Source organism: Pseudomonas mediterranea CFBP 5447, assembly GCF_000774145.1.
In the GTDB taxonomy this organism is placed as follows: Bacteria; Pseudomonadota; Gammaproteobacteria; order Pseudomonadales; family Pseudomonadaceae; genus Aquipseudomonas; species Aquipseudomonas mediterranea.
The window spans coordinates 905,166-930,575 of the sequence record NZ_KN322983.1 but is presented as its reverse complement, the minus strand read 5'-3'; the positions used below and the strand labels follow the sequence as shown (position 1 = coordinate 930,575).

Genomic DNA, 25,410 nt, shown 5'->3' with positions numbered 1-25,410 from the left:
GCCACCTTGACCTGTATCAAGCGCCTTGGACCCACGCCACCACTGTTACCAGCTGATGTAGAACATGCCCTTGGCCAACAGCACGATCGCTACCAGATGCAGGAACACCCGGGTGTGGATGACCTGGACGTAACGGGGGTTCATGCGCCCACGCCTGAACAGCCACATGGCCCAGAGGAAATGCCCCAGCACGCTGGCCGCCAGCAGGATCTTCAACCCCAGCAACAGACCGAATGACGATTGCCACGGCGCCATCAACACCGGCCAATAGCGCAACCAGACCATCCCGCCACCCGCACCGAACAGCGCCAGCAACACCCAGGGCATCAACTGACGGGCACGCCGACTGATGCCCTGCTCAAGCAGCACCATGACTTTGGCGGGCAGTTGCCGGCGGATGCTCTCCAGGAACAGCACCTCGAAGAACACCGTGCCGATGAACACCAGGGCGGCGAAGAGATGGAGGGTCAGGAGCAGCGGATACATCATGGGAGCCGTCCGGTTGCGCTCGATGGTTTACCCGAGGCTACCCCGTGGACTGCATCCCCGGGTTGATGCCAATCAAGGAACTGCCCATCAAGCCACAACTCCCCCTGTGGGAGCGAGCCTGCTCGCGATTGGCGGCGGCACATTCAATATCGATACCGGCTGAGATCCACCGCTATCGCGAGCAGAGGCTCGCTCCCACAGGTGCGGCGTCAATGAAACGTAAATTTTCCGAGCGAAGTTCCCGACCGCTGATCCGGTAGTTCAGCTTTTTGACACTTCCCCGACATTCGGTCACAACTTTCCCGCTCCGTCAGGTCTTAACCCTGTGGTCGCCGATGGAATATTGGCATCTACCGTGGTTCCAGCCCGATACGGAGATAAGCTCATGATTTTCAACGTTCAAAATTTTGGCGCCAAAGGAGACGGTATTACCGATGACACCGCGGCCATCCAGGCAGCGATTGACGCGGCGGCAGCGGCAGGTGGGGGCGAGGTGTATGTGCCAGCCGGAACCTACATCGTTTCGGGGGGCGAGGAACCTTCCGACGGTTGCCTGATGCTCAAGAGCAACGTCCACCTGTATGGCGACGGCATGGGCGAGACCACCGTCAAGGTGGCCGACGGCTCCGATACCAAGATCACCGGCGTCATCCGTTCCGCCTACGGCGAAGAGACTCATGATTTCGGCATCAGCCAACTCACCATCGACGGCAACCGCGACCACACCACCGGCAAGATCGACGGTTGGTTCAACGGTTACATTCCCGGCGAAGAAGGCTACGACTCCAACGTCACCATCGACAGCGTCGAGATCAAGGACTGCTCCGGGTACGGCTTCGACCCCCACGAGCAGACCGTCAACATGGTCATCAAGAACAGCGTGTCCCATGGCAATGGCCTGGACGGCTTCGTGGCCGACTTCCTCAGCGACAGCACCTTCGAGAACAACGTCGCCTACGACAACGACCGGCACGGCTTCAACGTCGTCACCAGCACCCACGACTTCACCCTTACCAACAACGTCGCCTATGACAACGGCGGCAACGGCATCGTGGTACAGCGCGGCAGCGAGAACATCCCCTCCCCCAGCAACATCACCATCACCGGCGGCGAGGTGTACGGCAACGGCGCCGAAGGCGTGCTGATCAAACTGTCCAGCGAAGTGACGGTCACCGGCGTCGACATCCACGACAACGCCAGCGCCGGGGTACGCATCTACGGCAGCAACCACGTCGAGATCCTCGACAACACCCTCAACAACAATTCCCTGGGCGGCGCGGTCCCCGAGATCATCATCCAGTCCTACGACGACACCCTGGGCGTCTCCGGCAAGTACTTCAACGGCAGCGATAACACGATCCAGGGCAACCTCATCAGCGGCAGCGACCTGTCGACCTATGGCGTGGCCGAGCGCAACGAGGACGGCACCGATCGCAACGCGATCATCGCCAACACCATCAGCCACACCAGCAAGGGCGCCACGCTGATCTATGGCGATGGCAGCTACGTCAGCGCCACGGCACCGATGACCACCGTACAAGGCACGGCCGGCAACGACACGCTGCTGGGCACCAGCGCCAGCGAGATCTTCTACGGCGGCGCCGGCAACGACACCATCAACGGCGCCGCCGGTGGCGACATCCTGGTGGGCGGCGCGGGCGTCGACAAACTCACCGGCGGCACGGGCGCCGACACGTTCCGCTTCGCCAGCCAGTCCGACAGCTACCGCAACGCGACCACCAGCTTCGACGACACCATCACCGATTTCGACGTCACCCAAGACAAGATCGACCTGGCCGGCCTGGGCTTTACCGGCCTGGGCAACGGTCGTGGCGGCACCCTGCAGGTCAGCTACAGCGCCAGCAACGACCGCACCTACATCAAGGACTTCGACGCCGATGCCAGCGGCAATCGCTTCGAGTTGATTCTCTCCGGCAACCTCGCCAGCACCCTGACGGCAAACAATTTCATCTTCAACCGGGTGATCACCGGCACCAGCGGCAATGACTCGCTATCGGGCAGCGACTCGGCCGATACCCTGCTCGGCCTGGCGGGCAACGACAGCCTCAATGGCGGCGCCGGCGATGACAAGCTCGACGGCGGGGCCGGCATGGACACCCTCACCGGCGGTGCCGGGGCGGACACCTTCGTGTTCTCCAACCGCCTGGACAGCTACCGCAACTACAATACCGGCGGCGTCAACCTGGGCGACCTGATCACCGACTTCAACGTCGCCTCCGACAAGATCGACCTGTCGGCCCTGGGCTTCACCGGCCTGGGGGACGGCAAGAACGACACCGTGTACCTGGTGCTCAATAGCGCCGGCACCAAGACCTACATCAAGTCCCTGACCGCCGACGCCAATGGCAACCGCTTCGAAGTGGCCCTGGACGGCAACTACCTGAACACGCTGACCAGTGCCAACTTCGTCTTCGCGACGTCGTCGCCGACCAACCATGCACCAGTGGTGGCGACGCCGCTGCTGGACCAGAGTGCGACGGAAAACACACCGTTCAGCTACGTGGTGCCGGCCACCAGTTTCAGCGATCCGGACAACGACAGCCTCAGCTACACCGCCAAACTGGCCGACGGCAGCGCCCTGCCCAGCTGGCTGGTGTTCGATGCCGCCACGCGCACGTTCAGCGGCACGCCAAGCGACACCGCTTCGGGCACCTACGCCATACAAGTCACCGCCACGGACGGCAGCAACGCCACCGTCAGCGACAGTTTCACCCTCGCCGTGCAGGACGTGCCCACCCCCGTCGTCATCAACGGCACGCCGAACAACGACACGCTGACCGGCACCGCGGCCAACGAACAATTGTTCGGTGGCGCCGGAAACGACACGCTCAATGGCGGGGCCGGGAACGACATCCTGGTCGGGGGTACCGGAGTGGACAAACTCACCGGCGGCACGGGTGCCGATGTGTTCCGCTACACCTCGAAGCTCGACAGCTACCGCACCAGTTCCACCAGCGCCAGTGACCAGATCCTCGACTTCGACGTGGCCGCCGACAAGATCGATGTCTCGGCGCTCGGCTACACCGGCCTGGGCAATGGACTGAATGGCACCCTGCAACTGACCTACAGTGCCACGTCCAACCGCACCTACCTCAAGGACCTGACCGTCGATGCCAACGGCAACCGCTTCGAAGTGTCGCTGGCGGGCAACCTGGTCAGCAGCCTGACGGCCAGCCACTTCGTGTTCGCCGACCAGAACAGCCCCGGCAACGTGGCGCCAGTCGTGGCCATTCCGCTCCTCGACCAGACCGCCAGCGAAAGCACGCCGTTCCGCTACACCGTGGCCCACGACAGCTTCACCGACGCCAACCAGGACGTGTTGACCTACACCGCGACCCTCGCCGACGGCAGGGCCCTGCCCGCGTGGCTGACGTTCAATGCCACCAGCCTGACCTTCAGCGGCACGCCGACCAGCACCGCGTCCGGTAGCTATGACGTGCTGGTCAAGGCCACCGATCCTTCCGGTGCCTCGGTCAGCGACAACTTCGCCCTGGTAGTGGCCGATGCCCCGGCCAACACCATCACCGGAACCAGCAGCGCCGAGACCCTCAACGGTACCGCCGGCGCGGACCTGATCCTCGGCCTGGGCGGTAACGACACGATCAAGGCCGGCACCGGTGCGGACATCGTCGACGGCGGCGCCGGACGCGACTCCCTGTATGGCGGCGATGGCGCCGATACCTTCCGCTACACCAACGTGTTCGACAGCTACCGCGACTACGACACCGGTGGCGTCACGGCCACCGACACGGTCTATGACTTCACCGTGGGCGTGGACAAGATCGACGTGTCCAGCCTGGGCTTCATCGGCCTTGGCGACGGCACCAACGGCACGCTGTACATGACCCTGAACTCGGCCGGCGACAAGACCTACATCAAGTCCGCCGAAGCCGATGCCGATGGCAACCGCTTCGAGATCGCCCTCAACGGCAACTATCTCAACACTCTGACCGCCAGTGATTTCGTGTTCGGCGAGCGCGCCCAGCAAGACATCCTCTACCTGCCGACCCTCGGCCAATCCAATGCACGCCTGCTGCGCATGACCGAGGATGACGATCAATCCGGCACCTCGATGCTGGTCAAGGACCTGGACCGCTACACCACCTATGACGTACGCAGCCAGTTCACCGACGCCGACGGCAATGGCATCGACATCGCGGTGGGCGGCAGCACCGTCAACGGCCTGTCGACGCTGGGCCCCGAAGAGCTGAAGCTGTGCTGGTGGCTGACCGACACCAACCAGCCCGGGCCCGCGCTGTTGCGCGCCGTGACATTGCTCAAGGACCAACTCAGCGAACTCAAGGCCATCGATAACGTCACCATGGGCATCATCTGGGGCCAGGGCGAGGAAGGCGCCCAGGAGATCGCCCGCGCCACCGACAAGCAGGCCGCGGCCGCTGCCTACAAGGCCGCGACACTGAAGGTATTCGACTACCTGCATGCGCAGCTCGGCAATTTCGACGTGTACCTGATGGAAACCGGTCACTACGAGCAGGACGCGGCGCGAGCCCGTGGCTATTCCGAGGAAAAGATCGCCGCGATTGTCGAAGGGGTCGGCTATGTCCGCGCCACCCAGGAAGCCATGGCGGCCGAGCGCGCCGACGTCAAGCTGGCGGTGGACTACACCGACCTGCCGTTGCGCTACGAAGTCGATCCGCTGGTGTACCCGGACGACGTCTGGCATCTGCACGAGGAATCGGCGGAAATCGTCGGCCAGCGACTGGCTGACTACATCGCCGATGACCTGGGCTTCCATGGCGATCCCAACGACAACAACAGCGTGCAGGACATCTTCGACCACGCCAACCAGGGCGGGATGATCTCAGGTACCGACCAGGCGGATACCCTGGTGGGCAGCTCGGGCAACGACACCCTGGATGGCGACCTGGGGGCGGACTCCCTGACCGGTGGCGACGGCAATGACATCTACGTGGTCGATAACGCCTTCGACAGTGTGGTGGAAACCAACACCTCGACCTCGCAGATCGATACGGTAAAGGCCTCGGTGAGTTGGACACTGGGGGCCAATCTCGAGAACCTGGTGCTCACCGGCGTCTCGGACATCGATGGCACCGGCAATGAACGACGCAATTTCATCACCGGCAATATCGCCAACAACGTGCTCGACGGAGCCGCCGGCAACGACAGCATGAGCGGTGGCGATGGCAACGACACTTACTATGTCGACAATACCGGCGACACGGTGATCGAAACCAACAGTAATCCGCTGACCGGAGGCATCGACAGCGTGCACAGCCGCCTGGCGAGCTACACCCTCGCCAGCAACGTCGAGAACCTGTATATCGATACGCCAGACGCGGCCAACGGCACGGGCAATACGCTGGACAACACGTTGTTCGCCGGGGCCGGAAACAACGTGCTGGACGGGCGTGAAGGCAACGACACGGTGTCCTTCGCGCAGGCGCTGGCGGGGGTGACCGTGACGCTCTCGACGTCGGCGCAACAGAACACCATAGGCTCGGGCCTCGATACGTTGAAGAACTTCGAGAACCTGACCGGCAGTGCCTACGCCGACACGCTGACCGGCAACAGCGGCGGGAACATCCTGGATGGCGGCGCCGGCAACGATACGCTGGTGGGTGGCTCGGGGGATGACCGCTTGATCGGCGGTGCCGGGACCGACAACCTCACCGGGGGGACCGGCGCGGACACCTACGTGTTCGGAGCGCTGGCGGACATGGGCACCGGGACGTTGCGCGATGTGATCAACGGCTTCAAGAGCGCTGAACTGGACCACCTGGATCTCACCGGGCTGGACGCCAACCCGTTGACCGCCAATATCGATGCCTTCACCTTCATTGGCAGCAACGCCTTCGATGCCACCAACGCCACCGGCCAGCTGCGCTTTGCCGACGGCATTCTCTACGGCAGCGTCGACGCCGACGCTACCGCCGAGTTCGAGTTCGAACTGGTCGGCGTCAAGGAGCTGCATGCCAGCGATTTCACGGCGTGAACGTTATGTGAGGGCTGGGCTCTGACCGCGATGGCGACGACACATTCACCGTCGCGATCGCGAGCAGGCTCGCTCCCACAGGGGATCAGTGGCGTGTGCAAGTCCTGCATTCACCCAGGAACCATTGTGGGAGCGAGCTTGCTCGCGATAGCTGTGGGTCAGCTCGCACTGATGCTGAATATTCCACCGCCATCGCGAGCAGGCTCGCTCCCACAGGGGATNAGTCCTGCATCCACCCAGGAGCCACTGTGGGAGCGAGCCTGCTCGCGATAGCGGTGGGTCAGTTGGCACCAAGGCTGAATGTGCCGCCGCCTTCGCGGGCAAGCCCGCTCCCACAGGGATCAGTGGCGTGTGCAAATCCTGCATTCACCCAGGAACCATTGTGGGAGCGAGCTTGCTCGCGATGGCGGCAGTCCATCGAACCTCAATGGTACTGCCGCCCCGCGACGGTCAGAGCGCCTCGCGGCCCGGTACCCCGTCCACCAACCGCAGGATCCCCAGCGGATTGGCATTTTTCAGGGGTTCCGGCAGCAGGTTGTCGGGGTAGTTCTGGAAGCACACCGGCCGCAGGAAGCGGTCGATGGCCAGGGTGCCCACCGACGTGCCACGGGCATCGGAGGTGGCCGGGTAAGGGCCGCCGTGGACCATCGAATCACACACCTCGACACCCGTCGGGTAACCGTTGAGCAGGATCCGGCCGACTTTCTGCTCCAGCAACGGCGTCAATTCGCTGAAGCGCTGGAAATCGCCCGGCTCGCCGATCATGGTTGCGGTGAGTTGACCGTGCAGGCCGTTCAGCGCGGCACTGAGTTGCGCCTGGTCGGCCACTTCGACGAACACGGTGGTCGGACCAAACACCTCTTCCTGCAACGCCTCGTCCCCTTCGATCAACAGACTGGCGTCGGCCTTGAACAGCTGCGGCTGGGCCTGGTTACCCTGCTGTGCGCGTCCGGCCAGGTGCTCGATGCCCGGGTGGGCCAGCAACTTCTGCAAGCCCTTGCCATAGCTCTGCAAGGTGCCGGCATTGAGCATGGTCTGTGGCGCCTGGTCGCCGATCAGCGCGGCGACCTGCTGGGTGAAGGCGGTGAACTGCGGCGAGCGGATGCCGATCACCAGGCCCGGGTTGGTGCAGAACTGGCCGCAGCCCATCACCACCGAGGCGGTCAGGTCGCGAGCGATACTGTCGGCGCGGGTCGCCAGCGCTTCAGGCAGGACGATCACCGGGTTGATGCTCGACATCTCGGCAAACACCGGGATCGGCTGCGGACGCGCGGCGGCCATGTCGCACAGGGCCCGCCCACCCCGGAGGGAACCGGTGAAACCCACGGCCTGGATCGCCGGATGCTTGACCAGCCATTCACCGACGCCACCGCCGTAGATCATGTTGAAGACACCGGCCGGCATCGCGGTTTTTTCGGCGGCACGGATGATCGCATCGGCCACCCACTCTGCGGTCGCCATGTGACCGCTGTGGGCCTTGAACACCACCGGGCAGCCGGCCGCCAGGGCCGACGCGGTGTCGCCACCGGCCGTGGAAAAGGCCAGCGGGAAATTGCTGGCGCCGAACACCGCCACCGGGCCCAGGCCGATGCGGTACTGACGCAGGTCCGGGCGCGGCAGCGGTTGGCGCTCCGGCAGGGCCCGGTCGATACGCGCACCGTAGAAATCACCGCGACGCAGGACTTTGGCGAACAGGTGCATCTGCCCGCTGGTACGGCCCCGCTCCCCCTGGATCCGTGCCGCAGGCAACGCGGTTTCACGGCAGACCACGGCGACGAACTCATCGCCCAAGGCGTCCAGCTCATCGGCAATGGCCTCGAGGAACTCGGCCCGGCGCACGGCGCTCAGGCTGCGGTAGGCCGGGTAAGCCGCGGCCGCCGCCTTGGCGGCTGCATCGACCTCTTCGACCGTGGCCTGGATGAAATCACCCGGCAAGGCTTCGCCAGTGCTGGCGTCGAGGCTCTGCAGACGCGTCTGGCCGGCCGCACTGCGCGCCCCACCGATGTAGTTGTGACCAAGGATCTGGTTCATCGCAAGTCTCCTCTTAAAGTGTGCCGATAGTACCCGGGTTGAACGCCGCGTCCACCGGGGCTATGCCGTTGACCAGCGGCGCGCCGAATTCGGCCTGGCTGATTTCGAACACGTCCCCCGGCTGGGTACGGATGCCATCGGCGAACGACAGGGTCGCGGTGCCGAAGAAGTGAACGTGCACATCCCCCGGACGCAGGAACTGACTGTACTTGAAATGGTGGAATTCCAGGTTTTCGAGGCTGTGGCACATGTTGGCCTCGCCGCTGAGGAATTCGTTCTGCCACAGCACTTCGCCGTTGCGCAGGATACGACTGCTTCCGGAGAGATGTTGAGGCAATTCACCGACACGAAGTTCCGGACCAAAACTGCAGCTGCGCAGTTTCGAATGGGCCAGGTACAGGTAATTCTTGCGCTCCATCACGTGATCGGAAAATTCGTTGCCCACCGCGAAACCCAGGCGATAAGGCTTGCCGTCGAGACCAATGACGTAGAGGCCGCTGATTTCCGGCTCCTCGCCGGCGTCTTCGGCGAACGGCGGCAATGGGAACGGATGACCCGGACGGACGACGATGCTGCCATCGCCCTTGTAGAACCATTCCGGTTGCACGCCGGCCTGACCGGCCTGGGGCTTGCCGCCCTCGACGCCCCACTTGAAGATGCGCATGGTGTCGGTCATGGCGGCTTCGTCGCCGGCCTGCTGGTGCATCTTGTCCCGGGCCGAGGCGCTGCCCAGGTGGGTCAGGCCGGTGCCACTGACCAGCAGGTGCGCCGGGTCCGGGTGATCCAGCGGCGGCAGGATACGCAGCTCGGCGAGCAACCGCGGGTAATCATGGTCGGCGCCGAAGCCGAGGCCATTGACCTGCTGTTCAAGCTTCACACCCGCCTCGATGGCCGCCAGCGCCAGCTCACGCACGGTCGTCGCGCACTGCACTTCCCGTACCCGGTCGCCGTCGACCACACCGACGCGGCGCTCACCGTTATCCAATTCGAACTGAACTAAACGCATGGTTTTCTCCTGTAAACACAACTCAAATACAGCGCCAGGCCCCTGTGGGACGCTCGGACGAGCGCTTGACGGCGGCACATTCAACCGGGACGCAAGCTGACCCACCGCTATCGCGAGCAGGCGCGCTCCCACAGTTGATTGCAGCACCTCATGTACGCGTCGCCCCTCTCGCACTGGCCGCGAACTGGTCCGCCGGCAGCACATGCTTGCGCTCCAGCAGGCGATACACCACGCCGGTCAACACCAGGCCGAACACCATCACACAGGACAGGAAGTACAGCCCAGAGGCCAGGTTGCCGGTGTATTCCTTCAGCGCGCCGATCACGAACGGCCCGATGTAGCCACCCAGGTTGCCCACCGAGTTGATCAAGGCGATGCCCGCCGCCGCACTGGCGCCGGCAAAGAAGCGTCCCGGCAAGGTCCAGAACACCGCCGTGCAGGAAAACAGTGCGAACGCCACCAGGCACAGCGCCGCCAGTTGCAGTATCGGCACCGACAGCCAGGCGCTGAGGAACAGGCCCATGGCGCCCAACACATAAAGCACAGCCAGGTGACCGTAGCGATCATTCAAGCGGTCGGAGCTGCGGGGAATGATCAGCAAGCCGATGATGCCGAAAATATACGGCACCGAAGACACGAATCCGGTCACCAGGTCACTGCCACCGAACTGCTTGATCAGCGTCGGCAACCACAAGCCCAGGCCGTAGATACTCAGGGTCACCGGCAGGTAGAACAGCGCCAGCAGCAGGACCCGCTTGTCCTTCAGGGCATGCAGCGGATTACCGTGACGGGTCTGGCCGTATTCCTGCAAATCCTTTTTCAGTTCACCGGTCAGCCAGTCCTTCTCCGCCTGGTCCATCCACTTCACCTGTTGCGGGCCATCCGGCAGGTAGCGCAGCACCGGCCAGGTCAGCAGCACCGCCGGCAGGCCGATGACAATGAACAGCCACTGCCAGCCGTGCAGGCTCAATACGCCGTCCATGCCCAGCAAGCCGCCGGACACGGGACCGGTGATCATCATGGCGATGGGTTGGGAGAGAATGAACAGCCCCAGGATCTTGCCGCGATGGCGAACCGGAAACCATTGGGTGATGTAGTACAGCACGCCGGGAAAGAAGCCGGCTTCGGCGGCGCCGAGCAAGAAGCGCATCACATAAAAGCTGTGGGGCCCCTGCACAAACGCCATGCCGATGGTGATCGCGCCCCAGGTGACCATGATCCGGGCGAACCAGCGCCGGGCACCGAAACGTTCGAGCATCAGGTTACTGGGAATCTCCAGCAGGAAATAACCGATGAAAAACAGCCCTGCGCCCAGGCCGTAGGCGGCATCGCCGATACCCAGGTCGGCGCCCATGTGCAGCTTGGCAAAGCCCACCGCAGAGCGGTCTACATAAGCGATCAGGTACAGCAGGATCAGGAAGGGAATCAGTTTCAGCGTGATGCGACGGATAAGCCGCAATTCCTGGCTCATGGGACCGGTCTCCGATTGTTGTTGTTATGGAACCACGGGGGATTTCTCTCGCGAATGCACGCCAGGACAACCCCCTCCTTTGAGCCGGACTATATAGTAATACTATTTACCCAACAACACTTCCAAAGCGCGTAAATTGCGCTTATGTTACGCTTCATCTGGAACAATATAGTCATACAATAAGAGAATCGATCATGTCTGATAAAAAACCCTCCCTGCGCTCGGCCCAATGGTTTGGCACTGCCGACAAAAACGGCTTCATGTACCGCAGCTGGATGAAAAATCAGGGCATCGCCGACCATCAATTCCATGGCAAGCCGATCATCGGCATCTGCAATACCTGGTCGGAGCTGACGCCGTGCAACGCGCATTTCCGGCAGATTGCCGAGCACGTCAAGCGCGGCGTGATCGAAGCCGGGGGCTTCCCGGTGGAATTCCCGGTGTTCTCCAACGGCGAATCGAACCTGCGCCCTACCGCCATGTTGACCCGCAACCTGGCGAGCATGGACGTGGAAGAGGCGATTCGCGGTAACCCGATTGACGGCGTGGTACTGCTCACCGGTTGCGACAAGACCACCCCCGCCCTGCTGATGGGCGCCGCCAGTTGCGACGTACCGGCCATCGTCGTCACCGGTGGCCCCATGCTCAACGGCAAGCACAAGGGCCAGGACATCGGTTCCGGCACGGTGGTCTGGCAATTGAGCGAGCAGGTGAAGGCCGGCACCATCACCCTCGACGACTTCCTCGCGGCCGAGGGCGGCATGTCCCGCTCGGCCGGCACCTGCAACACCATGGGGACCGCCTCGACCATGGCGTGCATGGCCGAAGCCCTCGGCACGTCGCTGCCCCATAACGCCGCGATTCCGGCCGTGGACGCGCGCCGCTATGTGCTGGCCCACATGTCCGGCATGCGCGCCGTGGAAATGGTCCGTGAAGACTTGCGGCTGTCGAAGATCCTGACCAAGGAAGCCTTCGAAAACGCCATCCGCGTCAACGCGGCCATCGGCGGCTCCACCAACGCGGTGATCCACCTCAAGGCCATCGCCGGGCGCATCGGCGTGCAGCTGGACCTGGACGACTGGACCCGCATCGGTCGCGGCATGCCGACCATCGTCGACCTGCAGCCGTCCGGGCGCTTCCTGATGGAAGAGTTCTACTACGCCGGTGGTTTGCCCGCCGTGCTGCGTCGTCTCGGTGAAGCCAACCTGATTCCCAATCCGGATGCCCTGACCGTCAACGGCAAGAGCCTCGGCGAGAACACCAAGGACGCCCCGATCTACGGCCAGGACGAAGTCATCCGCACCCTGGACAACCCGATCCGCGCCGACGGCGGTATCTGTGTGCTGCGCGGTAACCTGGCGCCATTGGGGGCGGTGCTCAAGCCCTCCGCCGCCACCCCCGAGCTGATGCAGCATCGCGGTCGCGCGGTGGTGTTCGAGAACTTCGACGAGTACAAGGCACGGATCAACGATCCGGAACTGGATGTGGATGCCGACTCGATCCTGGTGATGAAGAACTGCGGGCCCAAGGGTTATCCGGGCATGGCCGAAGTGGGCAACATGGGCTTGCCGGCCAAGCTGTTGGCCCAGGGCGTGACCGACATGGTGCGGATTTCCGACGCGCGCATGAGCGGCACCGCTTATGGCACCGTGGTGCTGCATGTGGCACCCGAGGCCGCCGCCGGCGGTCCTCTTGCAGCGGTGAAAGAAGGAGATTTCATCGAGCTGGATTGCGCCAGCGGCCGCCTGCACCTGGACATTTCCGACGCCGAACTGGCCGCCCGCCTGGCCGACCTGGCCCCGCCACAACAACTGCTGGTGGGTGGCTACCGTCAGCTGTACATCGACCATGTACTGCAAGCGGACCAGGGCTGCGACTTTGACTTCCTGGTGGGCTGCCGCGGCGCCGAGGTTCCGCGACACTCCCACTGACCCTGCAAATCCCTGTGGGAGCGAGCCTGCTCGCGATGGCGGCGAGTCAGCCGACATGGATGCTGGCTGACAGGGCGCCATCGCGAGCAGGCTCGCTCCCACAAAGGATCTCTGGCCACCTCAAAAAATCGCACTAGCGACCCGCCCTCGCTGCGCCTGCTATCATGCGCAGCATCTCCTCCACAGGATCGCGCCGCACCCCATGGATTACCGCAAACCCTCCGACCGCAAAAGCATGCACGCGCGCATCGTCCAGGAACTGGGCATGCAGATCGTGTCCGGACGCTTCAAGCCCGATGACAAGCTGCCCGCCGAAGCCTTGCTGTGCGAAGAATACGCCGTGAGCCGTCCGGTACTGCGTGAAGCCACGCGGGTGCTGGTCGCCAAGGGCCTGGTGTATTCGCGCCCGCGAGTGGGCACGGTGGTCAAGGCCCGGCGGGAATGGCACATGCTTGACCCGGATGTGTTGCACTGGCTGATGCAGAGCAGCCCGCAGAACGAGTTCTTCGGTTTGCTCACCAGCGTGCGCAGCATCATCGAACCGGCCGCAGCCGCCCTGGCCGCACAGTTCGCCACCGACGCCGACATCGCTGCCATCCGCGAAGCCTACGAACGCATGGACGCGGCACCGACGCCCGAAGCCCTGCTGCAACCCGACCTGGATTTCCATAGCCGGATCGCCGACGCCACCCACAATGACCTGCTCGCCAACCTGTGCAACATGTTGTCGGTGGCCATCGCCGAGGCGCTCAAGCATTCCAACCAGCGTCCCAACCTGCATGAACTGGCGATGCCACGGCACAAGGCGATCCTCACCGCCATCGAGAACCGCGACGCCCTCGGCGCCCGCCATGCGACGCTGGTGCAACTGGACGACGCCCGCAGCGCGCTGAACGTGGTACTGGGCAACGACCACGGCTGATCCCCCGCCCTCGTTGCCGAACAGGCCTGGCACACTCCTCCCCTGGCGCGGTGGTATCTATCTACCACCCGCACCTGACTGAGCAGTCGATACTTTTCTCGCCGTCATCCCGACGGCCATGTTTTGTGAAAAGGACTTCTCATGACCACCTCCTCCACCACGACCTCGATCCCCGCATTGGCCCAACGCGTCAGCCTGCAATTCGCCAGTCGCCCGACCTTCGAACAGGTCGCCCGACGCATGCTCGAACAAGCGATCAAGAAAAGAGACCCCTGGCTGGAGATCGACCTCTCCAAGACCCAATTGGCGATGCCGGACCCAGCCACCCGCGGTTGGCACTTCCAACCCCTGATGTCCGCGGTCCTCGATTACCTGGCCACCGGCACGCCCCCGGACTTCGCCCCACAGGGCGCGCTTGACTGTTTTCTCTCCGACAGTCCGCCGCGGCGCCTTTGGTCAGGCGACCGGGGACTGGACATGCAGCTCATCAAGAAATCCATACTTGAACTGGCCTGGACCCTGCCGATCGGGCTGGAGGATGCGCTGGTCCGTTACTGGAACGAGAACATCGACAGCGCCGGCCAGACCGCTGCGAGCAGCCGCTGGCGCTGGCTCAGCGACGTACTCAGGAACACACTGAGCATCCGTGGGCTGCAACAGCCCGGGCTCACGGATACGGCACGGGAGGCGCTGGACCAGATCGTCCGCTGGCCGGACCGCGGGCTACGCTTCTGTCTCAACCGACAGGCGCCGGTGTACGCCTACAGCCTGGAAACCCGGCTCACTCAAGGCACCCACAGCAGCGTGCTGGTCGGCAGCGATATCCTCCTGGTCCGGGTAACGAACGGCACCGCCGAATTCCTGCTGTGCAGCCCCGGCAGCGCCGTCAAGTCCTTTGCCTCCCTGGAGGCCTTCAACCAGCATTGGGGCGAATGGATTGCCCGCCAGTACACCGTCGACACCATCACCTGCCAACGCTACGAAATCAGCGGCAACGTCTTCGAGCGCCAGGCGGCGATGTTGCTGGAGCAGCAACTGGCCGACCTCAAGGCTGTGCAACTGCCTGCCCGAATCGACCCTCAAGACCTGAAGCGCCTCTACGCCGACTTGAGCGACCCGGCGCGCTCGCTGCTGGAGGCCCCCCGACCGTCGCCTGACACTTCGGCACGCCTTGGGTCGCTGTTGCCCGAATGGCTGAAAAACGCCTCCATCGTCGACCAGACGACCTTCCAGCACTACAGCCTGGCCCTGGCAAGCGCCAAAAAACGCCACCAGGGCCAGACCTTCCTCAGCGGCATCGACGACATCAAGGCCTTTGCCGCCGACGCCTTGCTCATCCGTCTGCGGAACACCAATGACAAGCGACCGGACAAGCTACCAACGAGCCCCTACCAGCCCGACGATGTGCTGCTGACGTTCAGCGTCTCTGCTGGCTATCCAGGCACCATCGGCCTCACCGAGAAACGGCAGATGCCCCTCACCGAACTGGCCATCCATAATCTCGTCGGCCGTCCCAGCGGTACTTTCACCCTCAGCCATCGCTTGGGCCAGACGCTGCCGGCCTGGCTGACGCCGGGGTTCATAACCGGCTTGATCGAACAGGTCGATATTGGCGCGACCTATCCTCGCTATCTGCAACAGCACTTGCTCGGCGATTCGCCCCAGGCGCAGAACCGGCAACGGATCTTCGCCGAGCAGCTCCCGGCGCAACTGATGCTCGAGGCACTGAAGCAGAACCTGAACCACGAGAACGGCCTGACCCGTCAAGGCTTGCGCCTGCTGGAAGCTGTCCTGCAACCCGACGCGGCGGGCCAGCAGGTCGACGGGCACCCGGTAGTCATTCGCCACCTGGGTCTGCTGCGCAAGCCCCAGGCCCAGCCCGATATCGTGACCAACATGTTCATCATCGAAGCGCAGGACATTGCTACCGGCCCACACCTGTTGTATCGACCGCTCTACGCACCCTCGCTGCAGGAATTCGCGACACGCGAAGCATTGCTGCAGGCCATCGCCGCCCCAGGAAAACTGCAGGACAGCCTCCTGACCTGGCTGCCTGACTCCGCACGCCCGATCTACGCCAACGACGGAATCCTGGAACCCCATATCGTGCGGTTCTTCAGCGGTGACGAATTCAGTCTCCCCGACAAACCCGCCCCAGCCGCCCTCGCCGTCGACGATACCCGCGGCGAGCTGTTGCAATCGCTGCAGGAGGGCGAGCTGATGCAGTACCTCTACGGCTGCAACGCCCAGGCCCTGCTCACCCAGGCCGACCGGGACTCGGTGTCCAACAGCGAGAGCCGCTGGGCGGTGTTGCTCGACGGTGGCGGCCTGTTGTTCAACACCTTGCTGTTTCCTTTGCTACGCGGCCCGGCCATGACCACCGTCTGGCTCTGGAACCTGATGGCCAGCGCCCAACAAGACATTCCGGCGCTGACCGGTGAGGACCCGGTGGCCCGGGAGCTTGCTGCCGTCGATCTGCTCGTCAACCTGGCCCTGTTGGTGAGCCAGCTGCCCGCCGGTCATGGGCCTTTGACTCGTGCGAGCGTGCCCGAATCGATAAAGGAGCAAGCCATGCGTCCCCCCGCGCCACGGGCCATCGCCGAGCAGTGGCCTGCACCGGAGGCGCCCACCCTCGTGGAGGGGACCGTCACCTTGCCCGACGCCCACACCGATACCGACAGCAGGCGCCTGGATTTCAATTTCGCCAGGGCCACTGGTCGCCTGACGCCGGCACTCCAGGCCCGGCTGCAGCGTTTGCAGGTCTCGCCCCCCGCTTCCCCGCTCGCACCGATTGAGAACGGCCCCTACAAGGGCCTGTATGTGATCGACAATAAATGGCATGCCAAGGTTGAAGGTGCCCTGTATCGGATCACGCCTGAAGCGGGCGGCAGCGCAACCATCGTTGACCCGCTCGATCCACTCGACGCTGAAAAAAACGGTCCCTCGCTGCGAGTCGATAAGAACGGACACTGGCATCTGGATCTGCGCCTGCGTCTACTCGGCGGTGCACCGCCCAAACGGGTGGAGGCACAGCGCCGTGTCAACCTGCAGCGGATCCAGCAGTTGACCGATGAATCCCATCGGTTGGAGGCACAAGATGCCGAGCGACAAAAAGCCCTGGACGTGGCCCAGCAAGTCATGACCCGGACCGAGGAAGGCGGCACCTACACCGAGGCCCAGCGGGCGGCGAGACGCAAGATTTTCTATGACCTGCTCCAGGAGCAGACCGAGATGTATCTGAAGCTGGCGGACAGCGCGGCCGAACGCGTAAGCCTGGGCATCGGTTTCCCGCCCGGTTACATACATGTGCTCATGGAAAACGTGATCAACAATGCCCGCAAGGCATTCCTGATCACTGAAAAAGAGCGCGTGGCCATCCAGCGAGCACATCCCCAGTTTGGAGAGCGTGCCGACATCAGGGAAATTGTCGGCCGCGACTACGATGCCTACATGAAGTACCTCGACGCCAAGAGTGACATCAACGACCGAGCGATCTACTGGTTGGAACTCAAGGACAGTTATCTTGAGCAGCTATCGAACCTTGATGCGTCGGGCGCACGGGCATTTGAACGGCTGACCAGCAACCGTCCCCTGGATGAGAAGAACGCCATCGGCAGCAAAACCATGCAGCTCTCCACGCTCCCCGTACTGTCGGTGAAAAACCGGCAATCCGCCCTGCCCAACCGCCTGCTTCGCATTCTCATGCCATTGATGGAGCACATGCGCTCCCATTGGGACCTGCAAACATACGAAGTCTCCCCGGCGGAAAAACTCGAAGTGCTGGAAAGCCTGACCGAGCATTACGGCAAGACCCTGGATACGTTGAAGGGGACAAAGGCCCTTTACCTGGACGACATCAACGAGTCCTATTTCGACAGGCTGGTCAAACTGGTCGAGGGCCTTTACCAAGAGGTCTCCAGCAAACTCGCCGCCGAAATCAAACCCGAGCCAAAACCGCGCAAGCGTACGCCGAAACGCCCCAGGACCGGCGCCGGGCTGCCACAGAAAAAGTTAATCAGAACCCGACACAATGGCGTCCTGATCGGCGACCTGAAACCCGCCGGCACGAGCCTGCCCATCGAAGTCGTCGAAATGCGCTCCGAAGCCAACAACCAGGTACTCGCCACCTATTCGCGCCACGAGGACGTCTGGGATGTGGTCGACGTACGGCGTCCGACCCCGGCGCCCCAGACGCGATCAATCAAGGCGATCCGGGCCCATGGGCGAGCACTGCTCGACGAACTGGACAAGCGCATGAGCCGCGCCGAAAGCTACAAAACCCACTGCCGTCATCCTCAGGAAATCGAGGAAATCCTCAACAATGAGGCGAGCCACTTCCGCACGCTTTCCGAAGAACTCGATCGAGCTCTCACTGCATCGCCAACCTCACGCCCCCCGGCAAACGAAGCACTGGGTCGGCAGTTGTCAGACGCTGCCGCCAACCTGACCGCCAAGGGCAGCGACCTGCGCACCGAATTGAGCCTGAAACTGCCGCCCACCGACGGCAACCTGCGGTTCCTGTTCGAGAAGAACCTGATCCAGGTGGCCCGGCTCGGCGATCGCACGGCCTTGCAAGGCGCCCGCAAGGATTTCCTCCAGGAATACGCCATCAACGACCGTGACGGTTTTCCGATCTGGTATGCGCACTTTCATTACGAAGCGGCCGACACGCCGAAAGAAAACTTCAGCGTCGCGCACCTCAAGACCAAGGAACAACGCAAGGAGCACTACCACTCACTGCTGGCCAAGGCCACCAGCCCTTACGCGGTGGTGAACGTACACCGGGGGCAGATCAGCAAGTCGCTGGCACAGGGCAGGTTCTTGCCGTTGGCGCCTTGACAGAAGCTATGGCGCTGCTCCTGTGGCAAGGGGATTTAGCGAAACGTCGCACCGCCCCGCTCTGTGGGAGCAAAGCTTGCTCGCGATAGCGACAGACCAGTCAACGTTGTTGCTGACTGGCTTATCGCAATCGCGAGCAAGCTTTGCTCCCACAGGTATCGATCAATGGGCAAACAACGAATTACCCCGCTGCCCCGCCAGCTTCTCCGGCTTGATCAGGAACCGCGCCAGTGCCGGCAGCAGCCACAAGGCACCGAACATGTTCCACAGCAGCATGAAGGTCAGCATCAAGCCCATGTCGGCCTGGAACTTGATGGCCGAGAAGATCCAGGTGCACACACCGATCGCCAGGCACAGGCCGGTGAACAGCACGGCTTTACCGGTGGACTTCAGCGTCTGGTAATAAGCTTCCTGCAACGGCAATCCAGCCCTCAGGAAGCTTTCCAGGCGGCTGTAGATGTAGATGCCGTAGTCGACGCCAATCCCTACCCCCAGCGCCACCACCGGCAGGGTCGCGACTTTCACGCCAATGCCCATGAAAGCCATCAGGGCGTTGCCCAGCACCGAGGTCAGCACCAGCGGCAGGACGATGCAGAGGGTCGCCGCCCAGGAGCGAAAGGTGATCATGCACATGGTTGCCACGCAGATGTACACCAGGATCAGAATGGTCAGTTCCGATTCCTTGATCACTTCGTTGGTGGCCGCTTCGATGCCGGCGTTGCCGGCGGCGAGGATGAACTCCAGGCCATCGCGGTTGTTCTCCTTGGCGAACGTCTGCACCGCCTTCACCGCACGGTCCAGGGTCTCGGCCTTGTGGTCGTTGAGGAACACCAGCACCGGTGCCAGGGAACAGCTGTTGTTGTACAGGCCATCGGCCCGGGCGATGGAGTTGTTCAGCACGTCAGGGTTGCGCGACAGGGTTTCCCATTTGAGGTTGCCCTCGTTCATGCCCTTGATCATCTGCTTGGACACGGTCACCAGGGAAATCGCCGACTGCACGCCCTCGGTGTTCTGCATTTTCCACATCAGCTCATCGATGGGTGCCATGGCTTCATAGCGCGAGCAGCCTTCGGCCTTGGTCTTGACCATCACCACCAGCACGTCGGAACTGGTGGAGTAGTTACTGATGATGAAGTTGTTGTCCTGGTTGTAGCGCGAGTCGGGACGCAGCTCCGGCGCCCCTTGGTCGAGGTCGCCGATCTTCAGGTTCTGGCTGTACCAGAGGCCGCCACCGAAAGCGAGTACTGCCAGGGCAATGGACACCGGCGCGACCTTGGCGCTGGCGAAGTTCGACAGCGCCCGCCAGAACGGATGCTCGCGGGTCGCGTCTTTCTTGCTGCGCTCGATGGCGCGCTTGCTGATGCCGACGTAGGAGATGGCCACCGGCAGCAGGATCAGGTTGGTGAACACGATCACCGCCACGCCGATGGACGCCCCGATGGCCAGCTCGCGGATCACGCCGATGTCGATGATCAGCAAGGTAATGAAACCCACCGCATCCGCCAGGATCGCGATCATCCCCGGCAGGAACAGTTGCCGGAACGTGCGCCGCGCCGCCGTCAGGGCGTTGTCCGCCTCGCTGGACTGCAAGGCGATGCCGTTGATTTTCTGCACCCCGTGGGAAATCCCGATGGCGAAGATCAGGAACGGCACCAGCATCGAATAGGGATCCAGCCCGAACCCGGCGGCGTGCATCAGCCCCAGTTGCCAGACCACCGCCACCAGCGTGGTGCTCAACACCGCGACGGTGCTGCGCATGCAGTGGGTGAACCAGTACAGCAGGACCAGGGTGATGACGAAGGCCACACCGAAGAACATCACCACCATGATCAGGCCATCGATCAGGTCACCGACCTTCTTGGCGAAACCGACGATGTGGATCTGCACGTTGGGGTTCTGGGCTTCGAACTTGTGGCGGATCTTGTCTTCGAGCTCGTGGGAGAATTTCTGGTAGTCCAGTTTCAGCAACTTGCCTTGGTCCTGGGGGTCCGGGTAGGACTCCAGCAACGGGATGTCGACGATGCTCGATTTGAAATCGTTGGCCACCAGCCGCCCGACCTGGCCGGACTTGAGCACGTTGTTGCGCAGTAGCTCGAGGCTGTCGGCCGAACCATTGTAGCTCTGGGGGATCACTTCGCCGCCGGCGAAGCCCTCTTCCGTCACTTCGGTCCAGCGCACGCTCGGGCTCCACAGCGACTTGAGGCCGGAGCGGTCGACGCCGGAAATGTAGAAGACCTCGTCATGGATCTGGCGCAGGGTCTCCATGTAGTCCTTGGAGAAGATGTCGCCGTTGGTGGCTTCCACGGAGATCCGCACGGTGTTGCCGAGGTTCGCCAGGTCGTTGCGATGTTCGAGCATTTTCTCGATGAACGGATGCTCGAGGGGGATCATTTTTTCGAAGCTGGTGGACGGACGGATCAGCGTGGCCTGCCAGAACAGGAAGATACTGACCAACAGGCAAATGACGATCACTGCCGGGCGGTTGTTGAAAATCAGGCGCTCGAGGAACGTCGCCTTGTCTTGGTGATGACTGCTCATGGGGTCCGCCTTCTTGTTATTGTGCCCGACTCATATGCGCGGCTCATTTGTTCAGTTCAGCGCCGCTGGCCGTGGTGACGCGCACGCCCCCCTGTCCCGCCAGGATCAGATTGCCATTGCCCGCCGCCGTGACGGCCGCCACGGAAATCCGGTCCGGGCGGTTGAAGACGCTGAAGGTCATGCCGTCGTCGGTGCTGCGCACCACGCTGCCGCCGTTGCCGACGATCACGATGGAGCCGTCCGGCAACAAGGTCGCCCCTGACAAGCCGAACTCCAGGGCGCCCCGGGCGGCCTTGAGCTCGACCTGCTCCCAGGAGCCGCCGAAATCGGTGGAGCGATAGAGGTTGCCGCGCAAGCCGTAGGCCAGCAGCGTCGAAGGCTGGGCAGTGCCGATGACCCCGAACAGCGAACCTTCGTATGGACCTTCGACCTTTTCCCAGGTCTGGCCCCAGTCGGCGGAACGGAACATGCTGCCGGCCTCGCCGACGATGAACAGCCCGGCGTCCTTTACCGCAGTGATGGCGTTGAGGTGGAACTGGTCTTCGTTGTCGAGACGGTCGCTGGCGTCTTCCCAGTGCTTGCCACCGTCGGTGGTTTCGAGCAACGCGCCGTAGGCACCCACGGCGAAACCCTGGCTGGCGTCCTTGAACCAGACGTCCAGCAGCGGTGCTTCACGGGTGAGGTCTTCGAACTGCCGGGTCCAGGTGCTGCCGCCGTCTTCACTGGCGAGGATCTGCGCATCGTGCCCCACGGCCCAGCCGTGCTTGTCATCGACGAAGAACACGGCGGTAAGCAGTTGGCGGGTCGGCACCTTGGCCTGGGTCCAGGACTTGCCCTGGTCGTCCGAATAGACAATGTGCCCACGATCGCCGACCGCTACCAGGCGCTGGCCGGCGTGGGCCACGTCGAGCATCAGGGTCTTGCTGGCCTTGGCCGATTCGACCGAATAGATGACATCGGTTGTCGTGGCTGCAACGGCCAACGCCGGTGCCGACAACACGACAGAGCCCAGCAGCGAGAGCGCCGAGGCCAGCAACGCGACTCGCCGCAGCACCGGCTGGCGGGCGCGACCCACGGCCATGACAGGCTCGTTCATAGACCTTTTCCCCCATTATTATTGTTCGGCCATACGGCCTTTCAGGGCGCCGTAGGCAGCTCGATCGGGGCGCAAACCTGCAATCTAGAGCCACTTCGGAAGCTGACCTATCCTATCGGGCTTTCGGAAGGCCTGACAATCGACGCCACGTTATCTTTTGTTAACCAGGGGGAGATCGGCTAGAGGTGAATCAGAAGGTATTCGCGAGGATGATGAATGTGGCGAGGGAGCTTGCTCCCGCTGGAGGCCGAAGGCCTCCCCGCTCCTGGCTCACCCGCTGTTTTATCGATCGTTCCCACGCTCCGCGTGGGAATGCAGCCATGGACGCTCCGCGTCCGCTTTGAGGCATGACGCAGAGCGTCACCAGATGCGTTCCCACGCGGAGCGTGGGAACGATCAGTGCGCCTGCGTGGGAACGATCAATCGAGTCAAGCCAGACTCTTGCTCACCACCTCGAACACATCGCTGGACAGCCCGCCGGATGCCAGGATGCGCTCCAGCTCGGCCTTCATCAGCGCCTGGCGGGCGCTGTCGTATTTGCGCCAGCGGGTCAGCGGCGCCAGTTGTCGCGAGGCGATCTGCGGGTTGAAGCCGTTGAGCTGGATGACCAGGTCCGCCAGGAAGCGGTAACCCGAGCCGTCGGCGGCGTGGAAGTTGATCAGGTTCTGCCCGGCGAACGCACCGATCAGTGCCCGTACCTTGTTCGGGTTCTTGATGTTGAACGCCGGGTGCTCCATCAGCGCCTTGACCCGCGCCAGGCCACCCGGCAACGGGCTGCCGGCCTGGACGCTGAACCACTGGTCCATGACCAGCGGGTTGCCCTTGAAATTCTCCGCAAACACTTCCAGCGCCCGGGCCTTCTCGGTTTCGTATGGCGAATTGACCAGCACCGCCAGGGCCGTGAGGCGTTCGGTCATGTTGTCGGCGCTGTCGAACTGCTCCAGGGTCGCGCTCAGCACCTCGGGCTTGTCGGTCAGCATCAGGTACGACAAGGCGATGTTCTGCAAGGCACGGCGGGCAAAATGCTCGGCTTCGGCCACATACGGTGTGCGCTTCGACAAGTCGCGGTTGGCCTCGTAGCGCAGCCACAGGGCTTCGAACAGGTTGTCAGCCAATTGCTGGCGGGCGAACTCACGGGCGGCATGGATCGCCTCGACGTCGGCCACTTCGCTGATTTCCGTCAGATAGGCTTCGCTTGGCAGCGAGAGCATTTCCGCGACCATGGCCTGATCCAGGGATTCGTCGGACAGCACCGTGCGCAAGGCAGTCATCAGACGCGGGTCCAGCACCAGGCTCGTGCCCTGCTGATGCTGGGCGATCAGTTCCTGCAGCACCTGCACCGACAGCTGCTGGCCGGCATCCCAACGGTTGAAGCCGTCGCTGTCGTGCTGCATCAGGAACATCAATTGGTCGCGGTCATACGGGAAGCTCAGCTTCACCGGCGCCGAGAAGCCCCGCAGCAAGGACGGCAGCGGCTTTTCGGCGATGTCGACGAAGGTGAAGGTCTGCTCGGCTTCGGTCACCGAAATCACCCGGGACGTGCCGTTTGCCGCTGCCTCGCCGCTCAGGCGCAACGGGATCTCGGCGCCCCGGCTGTCCAGCAGGCCCAGCTCGACGGGAATCACGAACGGCAGTTTTTCCGCCTTGTCCGGAGTCGGCGGGCAGCTCTGGCGGAAGGTCAGGCTATAGGTCTTGGCGGCGGCATCGTAGGACTCGCTGACCGCCAGCCGTGGCGTACCGGCCTGGCTGTACCAGCGCTTGAACTGGGTCAGGTCGACGCCGTTGGCATCTTCCATGGCCTTGACGAAATCATCGCAGGTCACGGCCTGGCCGTCGTGGCGCTGGAAATAGAGATCGCTGCCCTTGCGGAAGCCTTCAGGGCCCAACAGGGTGTGGATCATACCGACCACTTCCGAGCCCTTTTCGTACACGGTCAGGGTGTAGAAGTTGGCAATCTCGATGAAGCTGTCCGGGCGCACCGGATGGGCCATGGGGCCGGCATCTTCGGCGAACTGATGGGTACGCAGGTAGGCCACGTCCTGGATGCGCTTGACGGTGGCGGAGTTCATGTCGGCCGAGAACCCGGCGTCGCGGAACACCGTGAAGCCTTCCTTGAGCGACAGCTGGAACCAGTCGCGGCAGGTCACGCGGTTGCCCGACCAGTTATGGAAATATTCGTGGGCAACGATGGCCTCGACCCGCTGGTGCGCGGCGTCGGTGGCGGTTTCGGCGCGGGCCAGCACCGCGCTGGAGTTGAAGATATTGAGGCCCTTGTTCTCCATGGCGCCCATGTTGAAGTCGTTGACCGCGACGATCATGAAGATGTCCAGGTCGTACTCACGGCCGTACACCTCCTCGTCCCAGCGCATGGACTTCTTCAGGCTGGTCATGGCGTGCTGGCATTTATCGATGTTTTCCGGCTCGACGTAGATGCGTAGCGCCACGGTGCGTTCGGTCATGGTGGTGAAGGTGTCTTCGACGCACCACAGGTCACCGGCCACCAGGGCGAACAGGTAGGCAGGCTTCTTGAACGGGTCTTCCCAGGTCACCCAGTGCCGGCCGTCTTCGCCGGGGCCGCTGGCAATCGGGTTGCCGTTGGACAGCAGCACCGGATAGCTGTGCTGCTCGGCCACCACGGTGGTGGTGAACTTGCTCATCACGTCCGGACGGTCGAGGTAGTAGGTGATCTTGCGGAAACCCTCGGCCTCGCACTGGGTGCAGAACATGCCGCCGGACTTGTACAGGCCCTCCAGGGCGGAGTTGGTTTCCGGGTGGATCCGTACCGTGGTGTCGACGGTGAAAGCCTGGGCCTTGGGTTGCAAGGTCAGGTGGCTGTCGTCCAACTGGTAATCGCCCGACGCCAGGTCGGTGTCGTCGAGCTTGATCGAGACCAGCTCCAGGTGCTGCCCGTCGAGCACCAGCGGCGGCAGCCCGGCACCCCGCTCGGGGTTGCGACGCATCACCAGTTGCGCATGGACCAGGCTGTGGTCCTCGAACAACTCGAAGGTCAGGTGCGTCTCGTCGATCAGGTACTCAGGGGCCTGATAGTCCTTCAGGTAGATCATCTTCGGTTGTTCGGTGCGCATGGGTCG

General features: G+C 63.0%; 11 protein-coding genes. 4 read left to right on the top strand and 7 right to left on the bottom strand.

From position 1 onward, the window contains the following. Positions 1–45 precede the first annotated feature (45 nt). Entirely contained in the window at positions 46–489 is a 444-nt protein-coding gene (locus N005_RS09680) for a CopD family copper resistance protein (RefSeq protein WP_047700980.1), read from the bottom strand. A 385-nt stretch (positions 490–874) separates the two neighbouring features. Here N005_RS09680 and N005_RS09675 point away from each other — a divergent pair, with 385 nt between their 5' ends. Further along, positions 875–6,484, top strand: a complete 5,610-nt coding sequence (locus N005_RS09675) for a putative Ig domain-containing protein (RefSeq protein ID WP_047700979.1) — start codon at positions 875–877, stop codon at positions 6,482–6,484. Positions 6,485–6,934: 450 nt separating this feature from the next. Here N005_RS09675 and N005_RS09670 read toward each other — a convergent pair whose 3' ends face one another. The 3 genes from N005_RS09670 to N005_RS09660 all read right to left on the bottom strand — a co-directional run bounded on the left by N005_RS09670 (position 6,935) and on the right by N005_RS09660 (position 10,992). Continuing rightward, on the bottom strand, positions 6,935–8,515 hold the full coding sequence (locus N005_RS09670; protein ID WP_047700978.1) for an aldehyde dehydrogenase (NADP(+)): 1,581 nt from the start codon (positions 8,513–8,515) through the stop codon (positions 6,935–6,937). A gap of 13 nt (positions 8,516–8,528) precedes the next feature. Further along, positions 8,529–9,521 carry an AraD1 family protein gene (araD1, locus tag N005_RS09665; protein WP_047700977.1) on the bottom strand — a complete coding sequence of 331 codons (993 nt, stop codon included), beginning with the start codon at positions 9,519–9,521 and terminating at the stop codon, positions 8,529–8,531. Positions 9,522–9,669: 148 nt separating this feature from the next. After that, the gene (locus N005_RS09660) at positions 9,670–10,992 is read right to left on the bottom strand and encodes an MFS transporter (protein ID WP_047700976.1); all 1,323 of its coding nucleotides are present in this window, start codon (positions 10,990–10,992) and stop codon (positions 9,670–9,672) included. A 194-nt stretch (positions 10,993–11,186) separates the two neighbouring features. Between N005_RS09660 and N005_RS09655 the strand changes: the two genes are divergently transcribed. The 3 genes from N005_RS09655 to N005_RS09645 all read left to right on the top strand — a co-directional run bounded on the left by N005_RS09655 (position 11,187) and on the right by N005_RS09645 (position 18,684). Next, positions 11,187–12,923: an IlvD/Edd family dehydratase gene (locus tag N005_RS09655; protein ID WP_047700975.1), complete on the top strand. Its 1,737-nt coding sequence runs from the start codon at positions 11,187–11,189 to the stop codon at positions 12,921–12,923. A gap of 202 nt (positions 12,924–13,125) precedes the next feature. After that, positions 13,126–13,845, top strand: coding sequence for a FadR/GntR family transcriptional regulator (locus N005_RS09650; RefSeq protein ID WP_047700974.1), 720 nt, complete (start codon positions 13,126–13,128; stop codon positions 13,843–13,845). A gap of 141 nt (positions 13,846–13,986) precedes the next feature. Then, a complete protein-coding gene (locus N005_RS09645) occupies positions 13,987–18,684 on the top strand; it encodes a dermonecrotic toxin domain-containing protein (protein WP_047700973.1) in 4,698 nt (1,565 codons plus the stop codon). A gap of 162 nt (positions 18,685–18,846) precedes the next feature. Here the strand turns inward: N005_RS09645 and N005_RS09640 are convergent, their stop codons facing one another. The 3 genes from N005_RS09640 to pepN all read right to left on the bottom strand — a co-directional run bounded on the left by N005_RS09640 (position 18,847) and on the right by pepN (position 25,404). Continuing rightward, positions 18,847–21,222: an efflux RND transporter permease subunit gene (locus N005_RS09640; RefSeq protein WP_047700972.1), complete on the bottom strand. Its 2,376-nt coding sequence runs from the start codon at positions 21,220–21,222 to the stop codon at positions 18,847–18,849. A gap of 43 nt (positions 21,223–21,265) precedes the next feature. Then, a complete protein-coding gene (locus N005_RS09635; protein WP_047700971.1) occupies positions 21,266–22,318 on the bottom strand; it encodes a WD40/YVTN/BNR-like repeat-containing protein in 1,053 nt (350 codons plus the stop codon). A gap of 428 nt (positions 22,319–22,746) precedes the next feature. Then, positions 22,747–25,404 (bottom strand): aminopeptidase N, encoded by a 2,658-nt coding sequence (gene pepN / locus N005_RS09630; RefSeq protein WP_047700970.1) that lies wholly within the window; start codon positions 25,402–25,404, stop codon positions 22,747–22,749. Between the last annotated feature and the right edge of the window lie 6 nt (positions 25,405–25,410).